Annotated in this window: 19 protein-coding genes; 12 read left to right on the forward strand and 7 right to left on the reverse strand. The window is 69.1% G+C overall.

The genetic code is table 11. The features are described from left to right. Positions 1 to 120: 120 nt before the first annotated feature. From AAF430_06190 to AAF430_06210, 5 genes are all read left to right on the forward strand, one after another. Complete coding sequence (locus AAF430_06190) at positions 121 to 1,323, forward strand: acetate/propionate family kinase (protein MEM7409802.1); 1,203 nt, start codon at positions 121 to 123, stop codon at positions 1,321 to 1,323. Positions 1,324 to 1,565: 242 nt separating this feature from the next. Further along, complete coding sequence (locus AAF430_06195) at positions 1,566 to 1,988, forward strand: hypothetical protein (GenBank protein ID MEM7409803.1); 423 nt, start codon at positions 1,566 to 1,568, stop codon at positions 1,986 to 1,988. Between the two features lie 125 nt (positions 1,989 to 2,113). After that, positions 2,114 to 3,898, forward strand: a complete 1,785-nt coding sequence (locus AAF430_06200; GenBank protein ID MEM7409804.1) for a long-chain-acyl-CoA synthetase — start codon at positions 2,114 to 2,116, stop codon at positions 3,896 to 3,898. 124 nt (positions 3,899 to 4,022) lie between these two features. Further along, a complete protein-coding gene (locus tag AAF430_06205) occupies positions 4,023 to 4,658 on the forward strand; it encodes a DJ-1/PfpI family protein (GenBank protein ID MEM7409805.1) in 636 nt (211 codons plus the stop codon). Between the two features lie 79 nt (positions 4,659 to 4,737). Then, complete coding sequence (locus tag AAF430_06210; protein ID MEM7409806.1) at positions 4,738 to 4,980, forward strand: hypothetical protein; 243 nt, start codon at positions 4,738 to 4,740, stop codon at positions 4,978 to 4,980. Between the two features lie 23 nt (positions 4,981 to 5,003). Here AAF430_06210 and AAF430_06215 read toward each other — a convergent pair whose 3' ends face one another. After that, complete coding sequence (locus AAF430_06215) at positions 5,004 to 5,870, reverse strand: TIGR03619 family F420-dependent LLM class oxidoreductase (protein ID MEM7409807.1); 867 nt, start codon at positions 5,868 to 5,870, stop codon at positions 5,004 to 5,006. A 155-nt stretch (positions 5,871 to 6,025) separates the two neighbouring features. Between AAF430_06215 and AAF430_06220 the strand changes: the two genes are divergently transcribed. Genes AAF430_06220 through AAF430_06235 form a run of 4 tightly spaced genes read left to right on the forward strand, consistent with a single transcriptional unit; the run spans position 6,026 to position 9,496 of the window. Then, a complete protein-coding gene (locus AAF430_06220; protein ID MEM7409808.1) occupies positions 6,026 to 6,733 on the forward strand; it encodes an EthD domain-containing protein in 708 nt (235 codons plus the stop codon). After that, positions 6,730 to 7,602, forward strand: a complete 873-nt coding sequence (locus AAF430_06225) for an SDR family NAD(P)-dependent oxidoreductase (protein ID MEM7409809.1) — start codon at positions 6,730 to 6,732, stop codon at positions 7,600 to 7,602. Before AAF430_06220 ends, AAF430_06225 begins: the two co-directional genes overlap by 4 nt. A 38-nt stretch (positions 7,603 to 7,640) precedes the next feature. Then, positions 7,641 to 8,708 (forward strand): dihydrodipicolinate reductase, encoded by a 1,068-nt coding sequence (locus tag AAF430_06230; protein MEM7409810.1) that lies wholly within the window; start codon positions 7,641 to 7,643, stop codon positions 8,706 to 8,708. Next, positions 8,705 to 9,496 (forward strand): glucose 1-dehydrogenase, encoded by a 792-nt coding sequence (locus AAF430_06235; protein MEM7409811.1) that lies wholly within the window; start codon positions 8,705 to 8,707, stop codon positions 9,494 to 9,496. Before AAF430_06230 ends, AAF430_06235 begins: the two co-directional genes overlap by 4 nt. 6 nt (positions 9,497 to 9,502) lie before the next feature. Here AAF430_06235 and AAF430_06240 read toward each other — a convergent pair whose 3' ends face one another. Then, positions 9,503 to 10,399, reverse strand: a complete 897-nt coding sequence (locus tag AAF430_06240) for an enoyl-CoA hydratase-related protein (GenBank protein MEM7409812.1) — start codon at positions 10,397 to 10,399, stop codon at positions 9,503 to 9,505. 185 nt (positions 10,400 to 10,584) lie between these two features. Between AAF430_06240 and AAF430_06245 the strand changes: the two genes are divergently transcribed. Both AAF430_06245 and AAF430_06250 read left to right on the forward strand, forming a co-directional pair. Beyond that, a complete protein-coding gene (locus AAF430_06245; GenBank protein ID MEM7409813.1) occupies positions 10,585 to 11,796 on the forward strand; it encodes an aminotransferase class I/II-fold pyridoxal phosphate-dependent enzyme in 1,212 nt (403 codons plus the stop codon). A 20-nt stretch (positions 11,797 to 11,816) separates the two neighbouring features. Then, positions 11,817 to 12,560, forward strand: coding sequence for an SDR family NAD(P)-dependent oxidoreductase (locus tag AAF430_06250; protein ID MEM7409814.1), 744 nt, complete (start codon positions 11,817 to 11,819; stop codon positions 12,558 to 12,560). A gap of 18 nt (positions 12,561 to 12,578) precedes the next feature. On the opposite strand, the gene AAF430_06255 is transcribed toward AAF430_06250, so the two are convergent. Together AAF430_06255 and AAF430_06260 are read right to left on the reverse strand one after the other, a co-directional pair. Beyond that, positions 12,579 to 13,349: an SDR family NAD(P)-dependent oxidoreductase gene (locus AAF430_06255; GenBank protein MEM7409815.1), complete on the reverse strand. Its 771-nt coding sequence runs from the start codon at positions 13,347 to 13,349 to the stop codon at positions 12,579 to 12,581. 56 nt (positions 13,350 to 13,405) lie between these two features. After that, positions 13,406 to 14,179 carry an SDR family oxidoreductase gene (locus AAF430_06260; protein MEM7409816.1) on the reverse strand — a complete coding sequence of 258 codons (774 nt, stop codon included), beginning with the start codon at positions 14,177 to 14,179 and terminating at the stop codon, positions 13,406 to 13,408. Between the two features lie 110 nt (positions 14,180 to 14,289). Here AAF430_06260 and AAF430_06265 point away from each other — a divergent pair, with 110 nt between their 5' ends. Continuing rightward, positions 14,290 to 15,186 carry an LLM class F420-dependent oxidoreductase gene (locus AAF430_06265; GenBank protein MEM7409817.1) on the forward strand — a complete coding sequence of 299 codons (897 nt, stop codon included), beginning with the start codon at positions 14,290 to 14,292 and terminating at the stop codon, positions 15,184 to 15,186. A 12-nt stretch (positions 15,187 to 15,198) separates the two neighbouring features. Here the strand turns inward: AAF430_06265 and AAF430_06270 are convergent, their stop codons facing one another. From AAF430_06270 to AAF430_06280, 3 genes are read right to left on the reverse strand one after another with little or no spacing between them, the layout of a single operon-like run. Then, positions 15,199 to 15,666 (reverse strand): hypothetical protein, encoded by a 468-nt coding sequence (locus tag AAF430_06270; protein MEM7409818.1) that lies wholly within the window; start codon positions 15,664 to 15,666, stop codon positions 15,199 to 15,201. Positions 15,667 to 15,697: 31 nt separating this feature from the next. Next, positions 15,698 to 16,666: an LLM class flavin-dependent oxidoreductase gene (locus tag AAF430_06275; protein MEM7409819.1), complete on the reverse strand. Its 969-nt coding sequence runs from the start codon at positions 16,664 to 16,666 to the stop codon at positions 15,698 to 15,700. A 2-nt stretch (positions 16,667 to 16,668) separates the two neighbouring features. Beyond that, positions 16,669 to 17,541, reverse strand: coding sequence for an amidohydrolase family protein (locus tag AAF430_06280; GenBank protein ID MEM7409820.1), 873 nt, complete (start codon positions 17,539 to 17,541; stop codon positions 16,669 to 16,671). Between the last annotated feature and the right edge of the window lie 10 nt (positions 17,542 to 17,551).

A 17,551-nucleotide genomic window follows, 5' to 3' on the forward strand; every position in this document is an offset into this window, starting at 1 on the left:
TCGGGTCGCGATCGGGCAGTCTCTCACAGGCCGAAAAGCCGGTAAAGGCTGGGCCCCGGGGCGTTTCTGAACTACCCCGTGCGGGCCCCGGGACGCACCCGACCGGCAGGAAAGGGCCCCATGCGTGACGCCATCGTGGTCCTGAACGCGGGCTCCTCGAGCCTGAAATTCGGCCTGTATCCGGCCTCGGCCGAGGCCTTCGCCGGCGCGCCCCTCTGGCGCGGGCGGATCGAGCGGATCGGGGACGCGGCTTCGTGGAGCGCGGCCGGGAGCGCCGCCGACGTCCCAGCCACGCCTCTCGGAGAGCATGGCCGCGACCATGCCCGGGCCCTCGCCTTCCTGTTGGAGGAGATCGGCTCCCGCTTCCCCGACCTGCAGATCGCGGCCGCGGGCCACCGCGTGGTCCATGGCGGCACGCGCTTCGCGGGACCGGCCCGGATCGACGACGCGGTGCGGGCGGAGATCCAGCGACTGGTGCCGCTCGCTCCGCGCCACCAGCCCCACGGGCTCGCGGCGATCGCCGCGCTCGCCGAACAGCGCCGCGACCTGTTGCAGGTCGCGTGCTTCGACACGGCCTTTCATCGGAGCCAGGATCCGCTGGCCGAGCGCTTCGGTCTCCCCAGCTCCCTCCACGAAGAAGGCGTGCGGCGCTACGGCTTCCATGGGCTGTCCTACGAGGCGGTCGCCGCGCAGCTTCCGCGGGTGCTGAGCGAGCGCGCCGACGGCAAGGTGGTGGTGGCGCACCTCGGCAACGGCGCGAGCCTGGCCGCGCTGCGCGCGCGACGCAGCGTCGCGACCACGATGGGGCTGACGCCGCTCGACGGGCTGCTGATGGGTACGCGTCCCGGGGCCCTCGACCCGGGCGTCCTGCTCTACCTGCTGCGCGAACACGGCTACGACGAGGCTCGCCTCTCGGCGCTGCTCTACGACGAGAGCGGCTTGCTCGGCGTATCCGGTTCGAGCCACGACATGCAGGACCTGCTCGTCGACGCGGGCGAAGCGGCCGCGACCGCAGTGGCGCTCTTCGTCCAGCGTCTGGTGCAGGAGGTCGCGAGCATGGCGGGGGCCCTGGACGGCCTCGACGCGTTGGTGTTCACCGGCGGCATCGGCGAGCGCTCGGCCGAGGTCCGCGCGCGCGCCTGTGGGCGACTCGCCTGGCTCGGGATCGCGCTCTCGGCCGAGGCCAACGCCGCGCACGCGGAGCGCATCGAAGCGCCGGGCAGCGCGATCGCCGTCGCCGTCGTCGCCACCGACGAAGAAGCGGTGATCGCCGAGCAGACCTGGCGCGTCTGGCGCGACGGGCCCGCCAGCGCGCGCGCCTGAACCGCTGCGCCCGCCGCCCGCCTCGGGACCCGGCAGTCGGGGAGCGGAAGTCGCGCCAGACACGATTCCTCGAAGCGGGACGGACGCGGCGGGTCGCGCGCCGGGCCGGCTCGGATTCCGGGTGGCCCCCACCCCAACCTCGGGAGGCGCTCAGGAGGGTCAAGAACCGGGGGCGTCGGGCCGATTCGGCCCAGGGACGTAGGGGGTTCTCGATGCGCAAGGGTATTGACTCGCGACGTGCGATGCGGCTTCTGATGCCGCGCACCCAGCTGATTCTGACCGGCGCCGTGCTGTGCCTGTCTCTCGGGTTCGCCGGCGCGTTCGCGTGGCACGCCCACTCGGCCTACGCCGGGTTCTACAAGATGCTGGCCTCGACCGCGCCCGAGAGCTTCCTCCTCCAGCTCTCCGAGCAGGCCTCGGACTTCGTATGGGTGTCGGGCGCGATCTTGATCGCCTACGTGGCCGTCATGGTCAGCTTCTGCGTCGCCTGGAGCCATCGCATGCTCGGTCCGATCGTCCCGATCCGCCGCATGATCGAGGCGCTGAAGAACGGCGACACGGACGCGCGCATCAAGCTCCGAAGCCACGACGGGGCCTTTCAGCCCATGGCCGACGACCTGAACGAGCTCGGTGCCATGCTCGATCGCGAGAAGCTGGGCCGCTAGCTCCGGCGCTGGCGGGAACGCGCTACGCGCCCGCTCGACACGCGCCTCCGGCGCCACGAACACGCTCCTCGGGCCCGTCGGCTGTGCCATCATCCGGCGACTCGCCCGCGAGAAGGAGTGTGTTCGTGTCCGATTTCGGCCCCCTGCAAGAACTCGCCGCACGCGCCAGCGACGCCCGCGGCCTCGCGCGCATCGTGACCCGCGCCCCCTACTTCCTCCCGGGGCGCAAGTGGAACCTGGCGCGACTGCTCGAAGAGCGCGCCGAAACCCACCCGGGTGTGCTGGGGCTGGCCTTCGAAGACCGCCGCTACACCTGGCCCGAGATGGACCGCGCCGTGAATCGGCGCGCGCACGCGCTGCGCGACCAGGGCGTGAACGCCGGTGACTCGGTGGTGCTGTTGATGGACAACCGGCCCGAGTTCGTCTTCAACCTGCTGGCCTGTTCGCGGCTGCGCGCAACGCCCGCCCTGATCAACACCAACATCAGCGGCAGCGGCCTGGTGCACGCCCTCGAGATCACGAAGCCGGTGAAGGCGATCATCGGGAGCGAGCATCTGGACAAGGTGCGCGAGGTGCTGCCCGAGCTGACCTCGCTCACCGCCGGCGACCTGCTCGTCGACGCCGACGCGGGCGACCCGGCTCCGGGTGACCTGCCTTCCTTCGATGGCTTGATCGAGCTGGCCTCCGAAGCCGCCGCGCGCAGCGAGGAGCCGCGGGTCGAGGATCGCGCCTGTTACATCTACACCTCCGGTACCACCGGTTTGCCGAAGGCCGCGATCGTCACGAACCAGCGCATCCTGATGGCGGGCACGATGTTCTCGCGCGGTTTCTTCGAAGCCGGCCCGAACGACGTCATCTACGTGACGCTGCCGCTCTATCACTCGAACGGGATGTTCGCGGGGGTCGCGTCGTCGCTGATCACCGGCGCGACCATGGCGCTGCGCCGGAAGTTCTCGGCGAGCCGCTTCTGGGAGGACGTGCGCCGCTTCGACGCCACCTGCTTCATCTACATCGGCGAGCTGTGTCGCTACCTGCTGAACCAGCCCGACGACCCCCGCGACGGCGAGCATCGGCTCCGCGTGATCGCCGGGAACGGGCTGCGACCCGACATCTGGGAACGTTTCCAACAGCGCTTCCAGATCCCGATGATCCGCGAGTTCTACGGAGCCACCGAGGGCACGACGCCGGTCGCCAACTTCGCCGGGCGCCCCGGAATGGTGGGCCGCTTGCTTCCGGGCCAGGCGGTGCTGCGCTGCGAGCAGGACACGGGCGAACTCTTGCGCGACGCGAACGGCCTGTGCGCGAAGGTCGCCGCGGGAGAGACCGGACTCCTCGTCACGCCCATCAACCAGACCTCGAAGTTCGACGGCTACCTCGACGAGTCGGCCTCGAAGAAGAAGATCATGGAAGACGTCCTGAAAAAGGGCGACTGCTATTTCAACACCGGCGATCTCCTGACACTCCACGCCTACGGTTGGCTCTCCTTCGCCGATCGCGTCGGCGACACCTTCCGCTGGAAGGGCGAGAACGTGTCCACCAACGAGGTCGCCGAGGTGCTGAACGGCGCGCCGGGCGTACAGGAGAGCAACGTCTTCGGGGTGCAGATCCCGGGCGCCGACGGGCGCGCGGGCATGGCGGCCCTGAACGTGGGCGAGGACTTCTCCCTCGACGACTTCGCCGCCTACGTGGTGGAGAAGCTCCCGGGCTACCAGCGCCCCTACTTCGTGCGCCTGCTCGAAGAGATGCAGATCACCGGCACCTTCAAGCACCAGAAGGTCGACTACCGGCGCCAGGGTTACGACCCGAGCCAGGTCACCGACCCGCTCTACTTCCTCGACGGGGAGAAGTTCGTCCCGGTGGACGGCGCGCTCTACGCGGGAATCCAGTCCGGAGAAGTGACGCTGCGCTAGCCCCAGGTCGGCGGGACGGCATCCTGGCCGAAAGCGAGGGAGGAACGTCGGTTCGGCCGGGCACCCGTGCCGCTACCGTGACGGGGCTCGCCCCGCGTTTGCGCGCCCCGCAAAGGAGACCGCCATGACTTCGTCGCCCCGCACCCTCGGTGCCCTCTTCTACGACCAGTTCGAGCTGCTCGACATGTACGGGCCGCTCGAGATGTTTGCGAGCATCGAGCCTGGGATCGAGATCGTGAGCGTCGCCGACCGCAAGGGGCCCGTGGGCCCCGTACGCGGACCGAAGACCGACGTCGAGTACGACTTCGAGGACTGCCCGAAGCTCGACCTGCTGCTCGTGCCGGGGGGTCTCGGCACGATCGCGGCACTCGCGAACGAGCCCCTGCTCGACTTCCTGCGCAAGCGCTCGGACGAGGCCGAGGTGGTGATGTCGGTCTGCAGCGGGTCCGCCCTGTTGGCGAAGGCCGGCGTGCTCGACGGTCAGCGGGCCACCAGCAACAAACAGTTCTTCGACCTCGCCGCCCAGCAGAGCGACCGCGTCGAATGGGTACCCGAGGCGCGCTGGGTCGACGCCGGCAAGATGGTGACGTCTTCGGGCGTGTCCGCCGGCATGGACATGGCGATCGGCGTGATCCGTCGGCTGTACTCGGACGAGGAAGCCGAGCGAATCTGTGCCCTCACCGAGTATCAGCCCCACACCGATCCCGACACGGACCCCTTCGCGAAGTACCTGAACGCGATGATGCCCAGCGAAGGCTGAGACTTCTCGCGGGGTGGAGACGGCCTCCGGGTCTGCGACACTCCCCATGGCGCCTGGGGGCGCGAGGGGAGGACTCGGGATGAGTGACGACGCCGACCTGAAGGCCGAGCTCGAGAAGCTCCGCGCCGAGAACGAGGCGCTGAAGGCGAAGGAAAAGCAGGGGCTCCGGCTCCAGGTGAGTCAGAAGGGCGCCGTCTCCCTCTACGGGATCCGGCGCTTCCCGATCACGTTCTACGCCGACGAGTGGGACACCGTGCTCGGCATGAGCGACCAGATCCGCGCGTTCATCGCCGAGCACCAGGGCGAGCTCAAGCGGAAGTAGCGCGCCGCTCCGGCGCGGTGCGCTCAGAACTTTGCGATCACCCCGTCGCCGAAGCGCCGCACCCAATCGAGCTTCTCCTGGAGCTGCATCGTGTCGGGCGCGTAGGGGTTGCGGTAGCCCACCAGCAGGTGGGTCACGCCGCGATCGCGCAGACGCAACATGTCGTCGCGGGAGCGCACGCTGGCGAGCCCCGCGTACACCGAGAAGGGCTCGTTCTCGCGGCCATACTCCCGACGGAGCGCGTCGAGGGTGGCGAGACGCTCGAGGAGCTCGGCCTCGTCGACCCCGGTGAAGGTGAAACCGTCGGCGAGGCGCGCGGCGCGGCGGTAGGCCGGCTTGCTGTGGCCGCCGATGATGATGTCGGGGCAGCGCGACGGGACGGGGCACAGCTTGAGCCTGGGGATCTGGTAGTGCTCGCTCTCGTACGCGAAGTAGTCGCCGGTCATGAGACCCCGCATGATCTCGATCATCTCGTCCATGCGCGGACCCCGTGAATCCCAGTCTTCGCCACAGGCCTGGAAGTCTTCGACCCACGGCGAGAGGCCCACGCCGAGCGCGAAACGCTCGCCGGTGAACACGGCCAGCGAACTCACCTGCTTCGCCACCAGCACCGGGTTGCGGATCGGGAGCTTCAGCACGCCCACCTGGAAGTGGATCCGCTCGGTCACCGCCGACATCGCCGCGAAGAGCTGGAAGGGGTCGAGGAACGGAGCCCCCTCGAGGAAGCTGCGATCGCCGTCCTGCGTGTAGGGATACTTCCCGACCGCCTGCTCGGGGAAGAAGATGCTGTCGCCGGTGCTGAAGGTGTGAAAGCCCGCTTCGTCGGCCGCGCGTGCCAGGGGCAGGTAGTGGTCGACATCGCACATCGCTTCACTGATCACGAACTTCATGGAACTCTCCGGGGGGCGCGGGACTCGTCAGGAAGACGTGCCTGACTTTGTGCGCGCCATCGTGGGGCGCGGCGAGCATATACTACGCGGGTGCGTTCGTTGCGAGACGCTTCGCTACGGAAGGCTTTGCTACGAGAGGCGAGTGGAGGTTCGCGATGGGCGTGGACAAGGCGCTCCTGCACGCGGTGGCGCGCGATGCGCAGCACGACGCACTCGTCGACGTGCTGGGCGGCCTCGCGGAACGCTGGCGTACCTCCGTCGGCGGTTCGCAGCTGACGCTGCTGCGCGCGCACACGAAGGACGCGATGCGGGGCGACGGCAACGGACGACCCACGCGGTGCTTCGACGCGACGCTCGAACTCCGCACGAGCGGCCCTCCGTTGGAGCACGACCTGTTTGCCGGGCTCGCCAGCGAACTCGACGCCGTTGCGTGGATCGACCTGTGTGCGCTCCAACTCGGGGCACACCGCAGCTTCGTCGCCTGCGATCCCACACCGGTGCGCTTCCAGTACTGCATGCGGCGCCGCCACGATTTCAGCCACACCGCGTACCTCGAGCGCTACGCCGCCGTGCACTCGCGCTTCGGGCTCGAGACCCGCGGCATCGAGGGCTACGCCCAGTTCCACATCGATTCCGAGGCCACCGCCGCGGCCGCCGAGGTCGCCGGGGTGCCGACTTCGCGAGCGAGCAGTGTGTCCGAGCTCCACCTGGCCTCGGTCGAGGCGTTCTTCGCCGAAGGCGCTCACAACGCCAAGCTCGGGGCCACCGAGGACGAGGACCGATTCGTCGACCGCGCGGCGTCGGTGCGCTGGATCTCGGACGCGGTGCTGCGACTCGGATCGCTTCCGAGCGCTTCGGCATGAGCGCGCGCGCCGCCGACTTCCGCGACCGCTACGGCCCGTGGGCGCTCGTGTGCGGCGCCTCGGACGGGATCGGCGAGGCGTTCGCGCGGGAACTCGCGGCCGCCGGGCTGCACGTCGCCTTGCTGGCACGACGCCGTGACCGGCTGGAGGCGCTGGCCGCGGAGCTCACCGCGCAGCATGGCGTCGACGCGCGGGTCGTCGTCGCCGACCTCACCGCCGACACCCTCGTCGCGGACGTCACCTCCCAGGTGGGCCCGCGCGAGATCGGCTCACTCGTTTACGTCAGCGGATCGCCCACCGAACACGTCGACTTCCTCGATGCCGAACCCGACACCTGGACCCGTCAGATCCGGCTCAACTGCGATGGCCCGATGCAGCTGGCACACGCATTCGGACGCGGCATGCGCGAGCGCCGCCGGGGCGGACTGCTCTTCCTGACCTCACTCGCCAATCAGGCCGGCGGCGGACGCCACGCCCTCTACTGCGGTACGAAGGCCTTCGATCAGCTCTTCGCCGAGTCGCTCTGGCACGAACTCTCGCCCCACGGCGTCGACGTCCTCTCGCTGCTGGTCGGTCCGACCCACACCCCCACCACCGACGAGGTGCTCGGGCTGGACTTCGGCCGTCTCTTCCCGGACCCGAGCTTCGTGGCCAGGGCGGACGAAGTCGCTCGCGAAGGTCTCGATCACCTCCACGAGGGTCCCGTCTGGATCCCCAACGCGGCGCTGCGACAGGCCTTTCCCCATCTCAGCCCCGAGCAACGGGCGGCAGCCGTGGAAGCCGCCACCGCCAGCAATGCGCGGCTCGACGGCATCACCGACTACGTCCCGGTCTGGGACCCGGAGCGTGGGCGCAAGCGGGTGCGCTAGACCTCCCCACCCTTCGTTTCTTCGAACAGGAGTCCCCCATGAGTTATCGCGTCATCCAATGGGCCACCGGTGGCATCGGCAAGGCCGCCATCGAAGGCATCCTCTCCCACCCCGAACTGGAGCTGGTGGGCGTCTGGGCGCACAGCCAGGAGAAGGATGGCAAGGACGTCGGCGAGATCCTCGAGCGCGAGCCGGTCGGGGTCGAGGCGACGAACGACGTCGAGAAGATCCTCGCCCTCGATGCCGACTGCGTGCTCTACGGCCCGGTGGTCGCGGATCGGCCCCAGCTGATCCGGATCCTCGAGTCGGGGAAGAACGTGGTGACGCCGCTCAACTGGTTCTACCGCGGCAACCGCAACTGGGACGATCTCGAACAGGCCTGCCAGAAGGCAGGCGTGACCCTCCACGGGACCGGGATCCACCCGGGCGGCATCACCGAACGCTTCCCGCTGATGGTGTCGGCGCTCTCGCGCGAGATCACCCACGTCCGCGCCGAGGAGTGGTCGGACCTCCGCACCTACGGTGCGCCGGCCGTGGTCGGCGAAGTCATGATGTTCGGGAAGACGCCGGAAGACGCGAAGAGCAGCCCGATGGCGAAGCTGCTGGGCGACGGCTTCCTCCAGTCGGTCGACATGGTCGCCGACACGCTGGGCTTCGATCTCGACCCGGAAAAGCGCGTCACCCACGAGGTGAGCGCAGCCACGAAACCCATCGACTCGCCGATCGGCGTGATCGAGCCCGGCCTCGTCGCGGCTCAGCGCTTCACCTGGGAGGGCACCGTCCGGGGTGAAGCCGTGATCACCGTGCGCACCAACTGGCTGATGGGCGAGTCGGGCTTCGAAGACGACTGGTCCTTCGGCGAGCAGGGCGAGCGCTTCGAGGTCGAGGTCGTCGGCGATCCGGGCAGCCTGCTCACCTTCAAGGGTTGGCACCCCGAGTCGATCGCCGCCGGCCTGGCGCGCAACCCGGGCATCGTCGCGACAGCGATCCACGGAGTGAGCGCCATCCCCGCCACCTGCGATGCCACGCCGGGGATCAAGAGCTACCTGGACCTGCCCCTCGTCGCGGGACGCGCGGCGCCGAAGTACGCCCGGAACGCATCGTGATCCTCGATCGCTTCAAGCTCACCGATCGGGTCGCGATCGTCACCGGCGCCGGCAAGGGCATCGGGCGCGGGATCGCCCTCGCCTTCGCCGAAGCCGGCGCCGACGTCGTGTGCGCCGCGCGCACCCAGAGCGACCTCGACGAGACCGCCACCGCGATCCGCGAACGCGGTCGACGCGCGCTCACCGTGACCACCGACGTTACCCACACCGACCAGCTCGACCGGCTGGTCGAGGCCACCCTCGACGAGTTCGGGAAGATCGACCTGCTGGTGAACAACGCCGGCGGCACCGGGCCGCGGCCAGCGCTCGAGACCTCCGAGTCGTTCTTCGAGAACACGCTGCGCTTCAACGTCACCCAGGCCTTCCTGCTCACCACCCGCGTCGTGCCGAAGATGGTCGAGACGGCGGGCGGCGGCGCCATCGTCAACATCTCGTCGCGCTCGAGCGACATGCCTCAGCCATCGTTCGTAGCCTATGGCGCGGGGAAGGCGGCGCTCAACATGATGACGCGCAACATGGCGATCGAGTTCGCACCGAAGGTCCGAATCAATGCGATCTCGGTCGGTGGCATCAACACCGAGGGGCTGGCCGTGGTGCTCACCAACGATACGCTGCGCGAACAGTTCAACGCGAACACGCCGATGCAGCGGCCCGGCGAGGTCGAGGACATCGCGGCCTGCGCCCTCTACCTGGCGTCGCCTGCCGCGGCGTGGGTGACGGGGAAGATCTTCCAGATCGACGGCGGCACGGAAGCGCCCTCGATCCGGGTGCCGACCCCGCCCCTCTGATCCCGCTCAGCTCTTCGTGCGGTAGTCGCCGAACTTCTCGTCGCGATCCTGCAGCGCCTGGGTCAGCTGCCCCTTCCCCGAGCCCGTCTTCGAGATGAACTCGTCGAAGGACTTCTGATGGATGGCGAGCGTGCACAGCTCCGTGCCCTGACGGATGCCCTGTCGCAGGCCCATGACTTCCATCTGCCGATGCACCGCGCGCTTGTTGAGCTGCACGATGTCCGGGGGCAGCTCGGCCATGCGCTGGGCCATTTCCAGGGTCTTCGCCTCGAGCTGATCCGCCGGGAAGGCGCGGGTGGCCCAGCCACGGCGCTCGGCCTCGATCCCGTCGATCGAGTCGCCGGTGAGCATCATCTCCATGCCTTTGCGCATGCCCACCAGCCAGGCGTGGAACTGCATGTCCGGCACGCCGAAGCGCACGGCCGGGTATCCCATCTGGGCGTCCTCGGCCATGTAGACGACGTCGCAGCCGGTGGCGAGTTCGCTGCCGCCAGCCAGGCAGAAGCCGTGCACCTGGGCAATCACCGGCTTGTGCAGCTCCCAGATGCTCATCCAGCTCTCGGTGACGTGGCGCGGCCACTGGCCCTCGCCGGCGGCGGTGAAGAAGGGATAGTCGTAACCCGCGTTGCCGCCGCCGAGGTCATAGCCCGCCGAGAACGAGGGCCCGGCGCCGCGGATGATCATCACGCGCACCTGCGGGTCGTTGTCGCCCTCCTGCAGTGCGTGGAGCAGTTCCGCGCGCAGGGGATGGTTGAGGGCGTTGCGCTTCTCGGGTCGATTCAGCGTGAAGCGTCGGACGTGGGGCGCCGGGTCGTCGACGAGCAGCACCGTGTAGTCGTCGGCGGAATCGGGCCAGCTCGGACGGGTGGCGGTTTCGGTGACAGCATCGGAGTCGTAGCTCATGGCGTCCTCTGGAAGGCTTGGGGTGTGCGATGATGACGCGGCACGGTTCGCGTTCGTCAAGTGAATGCGACTTGCACGTCGGAAGCGTCGCGCCCGACGCGCCCCAAGGAAGGCGGCCGGCGGGCGTTCGGAGCGCCGCCATCCTACACGCGCCGGCGGGTCTCGGCCCGCCGCCTCGAGGAGTCATGGATCGCATCGACTACGCGGGCAGTGTGCACGACGAAGAGGAGGTCGAAGCCGTCCTCTCGGTCCTGCGCGGTGGCGCCACAGCGCTGCGGATCGGCAAACACGTGCGCGAGATGGAGCGTCTCGTCGCCGAGTGCTTCGGCAAACAGCGCGGGGTGATGGTGAACTCGGGCTCCTCGGCGCTCTACCTGGCGATCGAGCTGCTCGATCTCGAGCCCGGCGACGAGATCGTGACGTCGGCGGTCACCTTCTCGACGGACATCGCACCCATGGTGCGCAGCGGCGTGGTTCCCGTGTATGTCGACGTGACGCCGGACACGTACCAGATCGACGTCGAGCGCTTGGAGGCCGCGGTCGGACCGCGCACCCGCGCCATCCTGGCGCCGAACCTGATCGGCAACTGCCCCGACTGGGACCGCATCCGCGACATCGCCGAACGCCACCAGCTGCGCGTGGTCGAGGACTCCTGCGACTGCTTGGGCGCCACCTTGCGCGGGACGCCGACCGGAACCCGCTCGGATCTCTCGCTGACGAGCTTCGCGCTCTCCCACATCATCACCGCCGCCGGGACCGGTGGGATGCTGCTCCTCGACGACCCCGAGCTCGCCGACCGGGCGCTGATGCTTCGACGCTGGGGCCGTCGCAGCGAACCCGCCCTGTTCGGCTCGAAGAAGCGCCAGGCGCGAGACGGCGAGAAGCGCTTCTTCAGCGACGTCGACGGACTCGAGTACGACGACCTCTTCATCTTCGACGAGGTCGGCTGGAACTTCGAACCGAGCGAGCTGTCGGCGGCCTTCGGCTGCGTGCAAATGAAGAAGCTGCCGGAGAACCTCGCGCGGCGGCGCCGCAACTTCGATCGGATCACCGCAGGGCTCGGCAAGCGACCCGACGTGTTCGTGCTGCCGCGCGTGACGCCCGAGGTCGAGACCGGCTGGCACATGGTGCCCTTCCTGATCCGGCCCGAATCGGGTGTGTCGCGGAGCGCGCTCCAGGCGCACATGGAGCGGAACGGCGTCGACACCCGGATGGTCTGGACGGGCAACGTCGCGCGCCAGCCCGCTTTCCGCGACGCGCCGCACCGGATCGCCCCGGGCGGGCTCGACAACGCCGACCGCGTCATGGAGTGCGGGCTGATCCTGCCGTGCAACCATGGCATCGACGATGCGGGCTGCGCCTACATCGTCGAGACACTCGACCGCTTCTTCGACTGAGGCGGCGCAAGGGAGAACCCATGTTCGATCTTTCGGGACGCCGCGCACTCGTGACCGGCGCCGGCCAGGGCATCGGAGCCGGTATCGCCGCGCATCTGGCGCGCCAGGGTGCGGAGATCTGGGTGAACGACGTGGTGGGGGAGCGCGCCGAGACCACCGCGAAGGCCATCGTCGCCGAGGGCGGAGCGGCCCAGGCCTGCCCCTTCGACGTCACCGACCCCGACGCCGTGCGCGCCGCCGTCGGCAAGGAGCACATCGACATCGTGGTGAACAACGCGGGGAACGCCGGTGCACACGTCTTCGCCCCGACGCCGTTCCGCGAGCAAGACCCGGCGAAGTGGAGCAACGCCCTCGACGTGAACCTCTACGGCGTCCTCCACACCACCCACGCCGTGTTGCCGGGGATGGTCGAGCGCGGCTTCGGGCGACTCGTCACGATCGCGTCGGGAGCCGGCGTGGTCGGGCTCCCGATCGGGGTCGCCACCTACGGCGCGGGCAAGGGCGGCGCGATCGCCTTCATGCGTCACATCGCCATCGAGAACGCGCGGCTCGGGGTCACCGCGAACTCGGTAGCGCTCGGGCTGATGGAGATGACCCAGGTCACCGACGCGGCGCTCGTCGAGCAGCTCTCGAAGACGGTTCCGCTCGGAAGACTCGGCACCGGCGACGACATCGGCCCGGCCTGCGTGTGGCTCGCCTCGAACGAGGCCGCCTGGGTGACGGGACAGACGCTGCACGTGAACGGCGGGTCGATCACGACCTGAGACGCGCGGTCGCGAACCTCAGGCGTGGATCACGGCGCCGCCGTCGACCCACAGGGTCTGGCCGGTGATGAAGTCGGCATCCTCGCTGGCGAGGAACGCGACGGCCCTTCCGATGTCGCGTTCGGGATCGCCCTCGCGCCCGAGCGGGACCGTCGCGAGGTGTCGCTGGAACGTCTCCGGATTCTCGGCGGCCCAGCGCTGGTTCGCCTCGGTCGCAGCCGTCGGACAGACCGCGTTGACGGTGATCCCCTTGCGGCCCCATTCGCGCGCGGCGACGCCGGTGAGCGCACGCAGGGCCTCTTTCGCCGCCGCGTAGATCGCGAAACCCGGGGCGCGTTCGGTGCCCGACATCGAGCAGATGTTGACGACGCGCCCGCGTTCGCTCGCAGACAGATGCGGGTAGCACGCCTGCATGCACGAGAAACTCCCGCGTACGTCCACCGCGAGCTGGAGCTCCACCTGTTCCTCGGTGTGCTTCATGAGACTGCGAAAAGCCGTCTCCTGGCGGGCGCCGGTGGCGTTGTTCACCAGGATGTCGAGGCCGCCGAGGGTCTCGACGGTCTGTGCCACGGCGGCGTCGACCTGGGCGCGGTCGGTGACGTCGCACGGTGGTGCGATCGCGCGGACGCCCAGGGCTTCGAGATCGCGGGCGGTCGCCGGGCCGGTTTCCGGATCGAGCTCGGCGATCGCGATGTCGGCGCCTTGCTTGGCGAGCGCGAAAGCGATCCCCCGCCCGACGCCGCGCCCGGCTCCCGTGATGAACGCCACTTTGCCTGCGAGTTTCGTCACCGTACCTCCAGGGCTCCTGCTCAGCCCAGATTTCCCGTTCACCCAAGACTTCCCGTTCACCCCAGATCGAAGGGGAAACGCGTCGACGCGCCGCCGTCGACGACGAGACTCTGGCCGGTGATCCGACCCGCCAGCCCGGAGACCAGGAAGAGCGCCGCGTGGGCGATGTCCTCGGGAAGGGCCATCCGCGACAGGGTCTCGGGTGTGGGGGCCGGGATCGTGCCGTCGGCCCAGGCCGCCTCGATGCGGGGCGTGCGCACGGCGCCGGGAACGACCGAGTTCACGCGGATCCCGTGCGGCCACCATTCTTCGGCCGCGGAGCGCACGAGGCTCTGCAGCCCGGCCTTCGCGGCGCCGTAGGCGGCATGCCGCGCGGAAGAGAACGCGCCGGAGATCGATCCGACCGCGCACAAGGCCCCGGCCGTCTCCGTCCCGATCCAGTGGCGCGCCGCGCAGCGCGACACGTACCAGTGCTGCTTCAGGTTGAGGGCGAAATCCGCTTCCCAGGTGGCGTCGTCGAGCTCGAGCAGACTGCCCCAGGACGCCCCGCCGACGATGTTGATCAGCGCGTCGAAGCGTTCGAGGGACCCGGCCGCAGAAGTGAGGACACGCTCGACCTGATCGGCGTCGGTGACGTCGGCGACCGCGCAGTGCGCACGGTCGGTCTGCGCTGCGAGCTCGTCGCGAACGGCTTCGGCGCGCTCGGCCTCCGCGTCCACGACGCATACTTCGGCACCCGCGGCGACCAGCGCATGCGCCGCCGCCCGGCCGATCCCCTGCCCGCCTCCGACGACGACGGCTCCGCGTCCCACCATGTCGATCGCCGTCATCGCTTGCTCCGGAAAGCACTCGTCGGGCGGCACACCGGCGAGGGATAGATCATCCTACCGCAGCCGCAGGCGGGGGAGCCCTCGGGCTGCGCGTTCACGAGGAGTTCGCGTTGAAGTTCGGTATCCGCATCCCCCCGCCCCAGATGGGGCCCGTGTCCGACCCTGAGTTCATTACCCGCTACGTGCAGCTGGTGGAAGCGATGGGCTTCGAGTCGGTCTGGACGATCGACCACGCGCTGATGTGCGTCGAGTACGACTCGACCTACCCGTACAAGACGACCGGGCGCACCCCGATCCCGGCCGACGCCGACATGCCCGACCCGCTGATCCTGATGACGTGGATCGCGGCGGCCACCGAACGCCTGCGGATCGGCACCTCGATGCTGATCCTGCCCCAGCGCCATCCGATCGTGCTGGCGAAGGAGGTGGCCACCCTCGACCGCTTCGCCGGTGGGCGCATCACCCTCGGCGTGGGCGTCGGGTGGGTACAGGAAGAAACCGAGATCCTCGGCCAGAACTTCCACGACCGCGGACGCCGCGCAAACGAGTGGATCGAAGTGATGCGCGCGCTCTGGGACCAGGACGTCTCGGCCTATGAGGGCGAGCGTTTTCGCTTCGAGAACGTGGTGAGCGCACCGAAGCCGGTACAGGAAGGCGGGATCCCCCTGATGATCGGCGGTCATAGCGAGGCCGCCGCCCGACGCGCGGGACGCTACGGCGACGAGTTCTATCCCCACTGGTCGACACGCGGCCCGAACGACGAGGCGTTGGCGACGCTCTGGCCGATCGTCCGCGAAGAAGCCGAACGCGCCGGCCGAGGCGCCGATGCGGTCTCGCTGACCCTCACCAGTACCAGCGATGCGAAGACCGCCTACGACACCGCCGCCCACTGCCGCGAGCTCGGTGCGGACCGCGTCGTAGTCTTGCCGCCGAAGGGCCCCCTCGACGGCGCGCTCCCCGAGGAACTCGCCCGCTTCCGCGACGAGGTCATCGCGCCGCTCTCGTAGGCGGAGCGGCGCTCAGTCGGAAGCGCGCGGCGCCAACCGGAAGTACCAGGCTTCCTCCGGAGACTTCGACGGACCGCCGCCATACTTCTCCTGGACCCGATCGAAGAGCTCCTGGGCCAGCTCGGGATCGTTCTCGACGCGCTCGAGTGTCGCCCGGTAGCGACGCCCGTCGATACGCACCACGGCCTCGGGCGACGCCAGGGCCCGCTCGTGCCAGGTCTTGAACGGCGGGAAGTCCGGATTCGCGGGAACGAAGCCCTCGCTGCCCAGCGCGATGATGCGCGTCGTGCGCGACCGTCCCGCCGACTCGAGCTCGATCGACTCCACCTCGCGCGCGAAACTCCAGTCGACCTCGCGCTCGTCGACGAGCGCGCCCGAGGTGAGGGGCCCACCGGCGAAGATGCCGACGGGGCCGTCGAAGAACGCGCAGCCGGAGAGCGTCCCCGCGATCAGCAGGGCAAGTCTGGGATCGAGTCTCACGAAGGCCTCTCCCGTTGCCCCCAGGACCGCGCTAGCCGTGGAGCGCTTCCTTCATCGCCGCCAGCTCGCCGGGAACGTCCGGGCCCATCGGCGCGTAGACGATCTCGCCCACGCCCTGGGACTCGAAGGCCTTCGCGCGCTCGCGTAGGTCTTCGGCCGTGCCGCTGAAGGTGGACGCCCCGACGGCGGGATGGATGTGGCGGCGATCGCGATCGGTCAGCTCATAGATGTGCCCCTCGTGCACATAGAGATGGCGAGAGGCTTCGGGGAACTTCTCGACCTCGGCGCGCCAGGCGGCTCCGCCCGGCAGCGGGTCGACGGCTTCGGCGCCACCCGACTCGTACGCCCCGTGATAGACCACCGCGATCGCCGGACCGATCGCTTCGACGACGCGCGGTGACTCGAAGTCTTCGCCCGGCCGCAGCACGGTTCCGAAGGACAGCAGTGCGGCGTTCTCGACACCTTCGGGAAACACGCCGCCACACATCACGCCGTCACCGATCTCCTTCGCGATCGCGAGCCCGCGCGGGCCGTTCGCGGCGACGATCAGTGGGACCTCGATCGGGCGCGCCGCGATCAGGCCCTCGGGATGCATCAACTTGCACTGCTTGCCGTCGACTTCCGCTTCCTCGCCCTGCAACAGCGCGCGCAGCGCCACGACGTAGCGACGCACCTCGTCCCAGCGCATGGCCTGCTGGCCGAAGAGGCAGCGCCCGGTGAAGCCCGTGCCGATGGCCACCTGCAGGCGCCCGGGCGCCAGGGCTTCGATGGTCCCGATCGCCGCAGCCGTCGTGACGACGTGGCGCAGGCTCGGAATCAGCACGCCGGTACCGACGCCGATGCGCTGGGTGCGCTCGACGGTGCGCGCGATCGTCACCCAGATGTCCGCGTAGAGCGCGGGCGAGTCGTAGAACCAGAGGCGCTCGTAGCCCAGCTCTTCCGCGACGGCCGCGAGCTCGGGCGCCTTCGGACCGGGCGGAAGCGCACACGAGAGTCGCATGGCTAGGACTCGACGCCCAGCACGTTCAGCGCGTTCTCGCGCAGGAACTTCGGCCACACCTCGTCCTTGAACGGCACGTTCGGCATGTCCCGGAAGATCCGCTCGAGGGAGAGGCCCATCGGCCAGTAGCCCGCGTAGATGATCCGGTCGGCACCGCGCGTGTTGGCGTAGTCGATGATTGCCTGGGGGTAGTGCTTCGGCGCGAAGGCGCTGGTCGAGTAGTAGAGGTTCGGCCACTTGAGCATCAGCTTCACGGCCAGGTCTTCCCAGGGTTCGCAGCCGTGGCGGAACACGAACTTCAGCTCGGGGAAGTACCAGCACACCTCGTCGACGTGCTGGACCATCTGCGGGTACATCGGGATTCGCGGCCCGGGCACGCCGGCGCAGCAGAAGATCGCGATGTCGAGCTCCACGCACTTCGCGTAGATCGGGTAGAACTGCTTGTCGTTGATCGGCACCTGGGGCACGAGGCCGCAGGGGAACGCCCCGACCGAGCGGATGCCCAGCTCCTCGTACTCGCGCACGATGCGGCGGACGCCTTCCATCGCCTCGTTGGGGTTGGCCTGACCCTGCGGAATGAAGCGATCCGGGTGCTGCTTGACGGCGCGCACCGAGACTTCGTTGTCGAGGGATACCCCGATCAAGCCCTTCTCGATGCCGAACTCGTCCATCTTCTGCAGCGTGTACTTGATGTAGTCCTCGTGGGACCCGGTCTTCGGCACGTCCTTGAACATGTATTCGACGGGAAAGTCGAACTGGTCGAGGCTCTGTTTGTCCCGGAACAAGGGCCGCATGAAGTCGTAGGTGGCGGGTTGGTTCGGGCTCGGGATGCCGATCATCGTGTCGACGATCGCGACGTCCTTGGGCATGGGCATGGGGGTCCTC

It is taken from the genome of Myxococcota bacterium, from assembly GCA_039030075.1.
Classification (GTDB): Bacteria; Myxococcota_A; UBA9160; order UBA9160; family SMWR01; genus JAHEJV01.

Excerpts from the sequence above, each read along its gene's own strand:
- AAF430_06190 (MEM7409802.1), top strand. The coding sequence starts at position 121 with ATGCGTGACGCCATCGTGGTCCTGAACGCGGGCTCCTCGAGCCTGAAA.
- AAF430_06210 (MEM7409806.1), top strand. The coding sequence starts at position 4,738 with ATGAGTGACGACGCCGACCTGAAGGCCGAGCTCGAGAAGCTCCGCGCC.
- AAF430_06215 (MEM7409807.1), bottom strand. The coding sequence starts at position 5,870 with ATGAAGTTCGTGATCAGTGAAGCGATGTGCGATGTCGACCACTACCTG.
- AAF430_06245 (MEM7409813.1), top strand. The coding sequence starts at position 10,585 with ATGGATCGCATCGACTACGCGGGCAGTGTGCACGACGAAGAGGAGGTC.
- AAF430_06195 (MEM7409803.1), top strand. The coding sequence starts at position 1,566 with ATGCGGCTTCTGATGCCGCGCACCCAGCTGATTCTGACCGGCGCCGTG.
- AAF430_06220 (MEM7409808.1), top strand. The coding sequence starts at position 6,026 with ATGGGCGTGGACAAGGCGCTCCTGCACGCGGTGGCGCGCGATGCGCAG.
- AAF430_06280 (MEM7409820.1), bottom strand. The coding sequence starts at position 17,541 with ATGCCCATGCCCAAGGACGTCGCGATCGTCGACACGATGATCGGCATC.
- AAF430_06260 (MEM7409816.1), bottom strand. The coding sequence starts at position 14,179 with ATGACGGCGATCGACATGGTGGGACGCGGAGCCGTCGTCGTCGGAGGC.
- AAF430_06230 (MEM7409810.1), top strand. The coding sequence starts at position 7,641 with ATGAGTTATCGCGTCATCCAATGGGCCACCGGTGGCATCGGCAAGGCC.
- AAF430_06225 (MEM7409809.1), top strand. The coding sequence starts at position 6,730 with ATGAGCGCGCGCGCCGCCGACTTCCGCGACCGCTACGGCCCGTGGGCG.
- AAF430_06205 (MEM7409805.1), top strand. The coding sequence starts at position 4,023 with ATGACTTCGTCGCCCCGCACCCTCGGTGCCCTCTTCTACGACCAGTTC.
- AAF430_06240 (MEM7409812.1), bottom strand. The coding sequence starts at position 10,399 with ATGAGCTACGACTCCGATGCTGTCACCGAAACCGCCACCCGTCCGAGC.
- AAF430_06250 (MEM7409814.1), top strand. The coding sequence starts at position 11,817 with ATGTTCGATCTTTCGGGACGCCGCGCACTCGTGACCGGCGCCGGCCAG.
- AAF430_06275 (MEM7409819.1), bottom strand. The coding sequence starts at position 16,666 with ATGCGACTCTCGTGTGCGCTTCCGCCCGGTCCGAAGGCGCCCGAGCTC.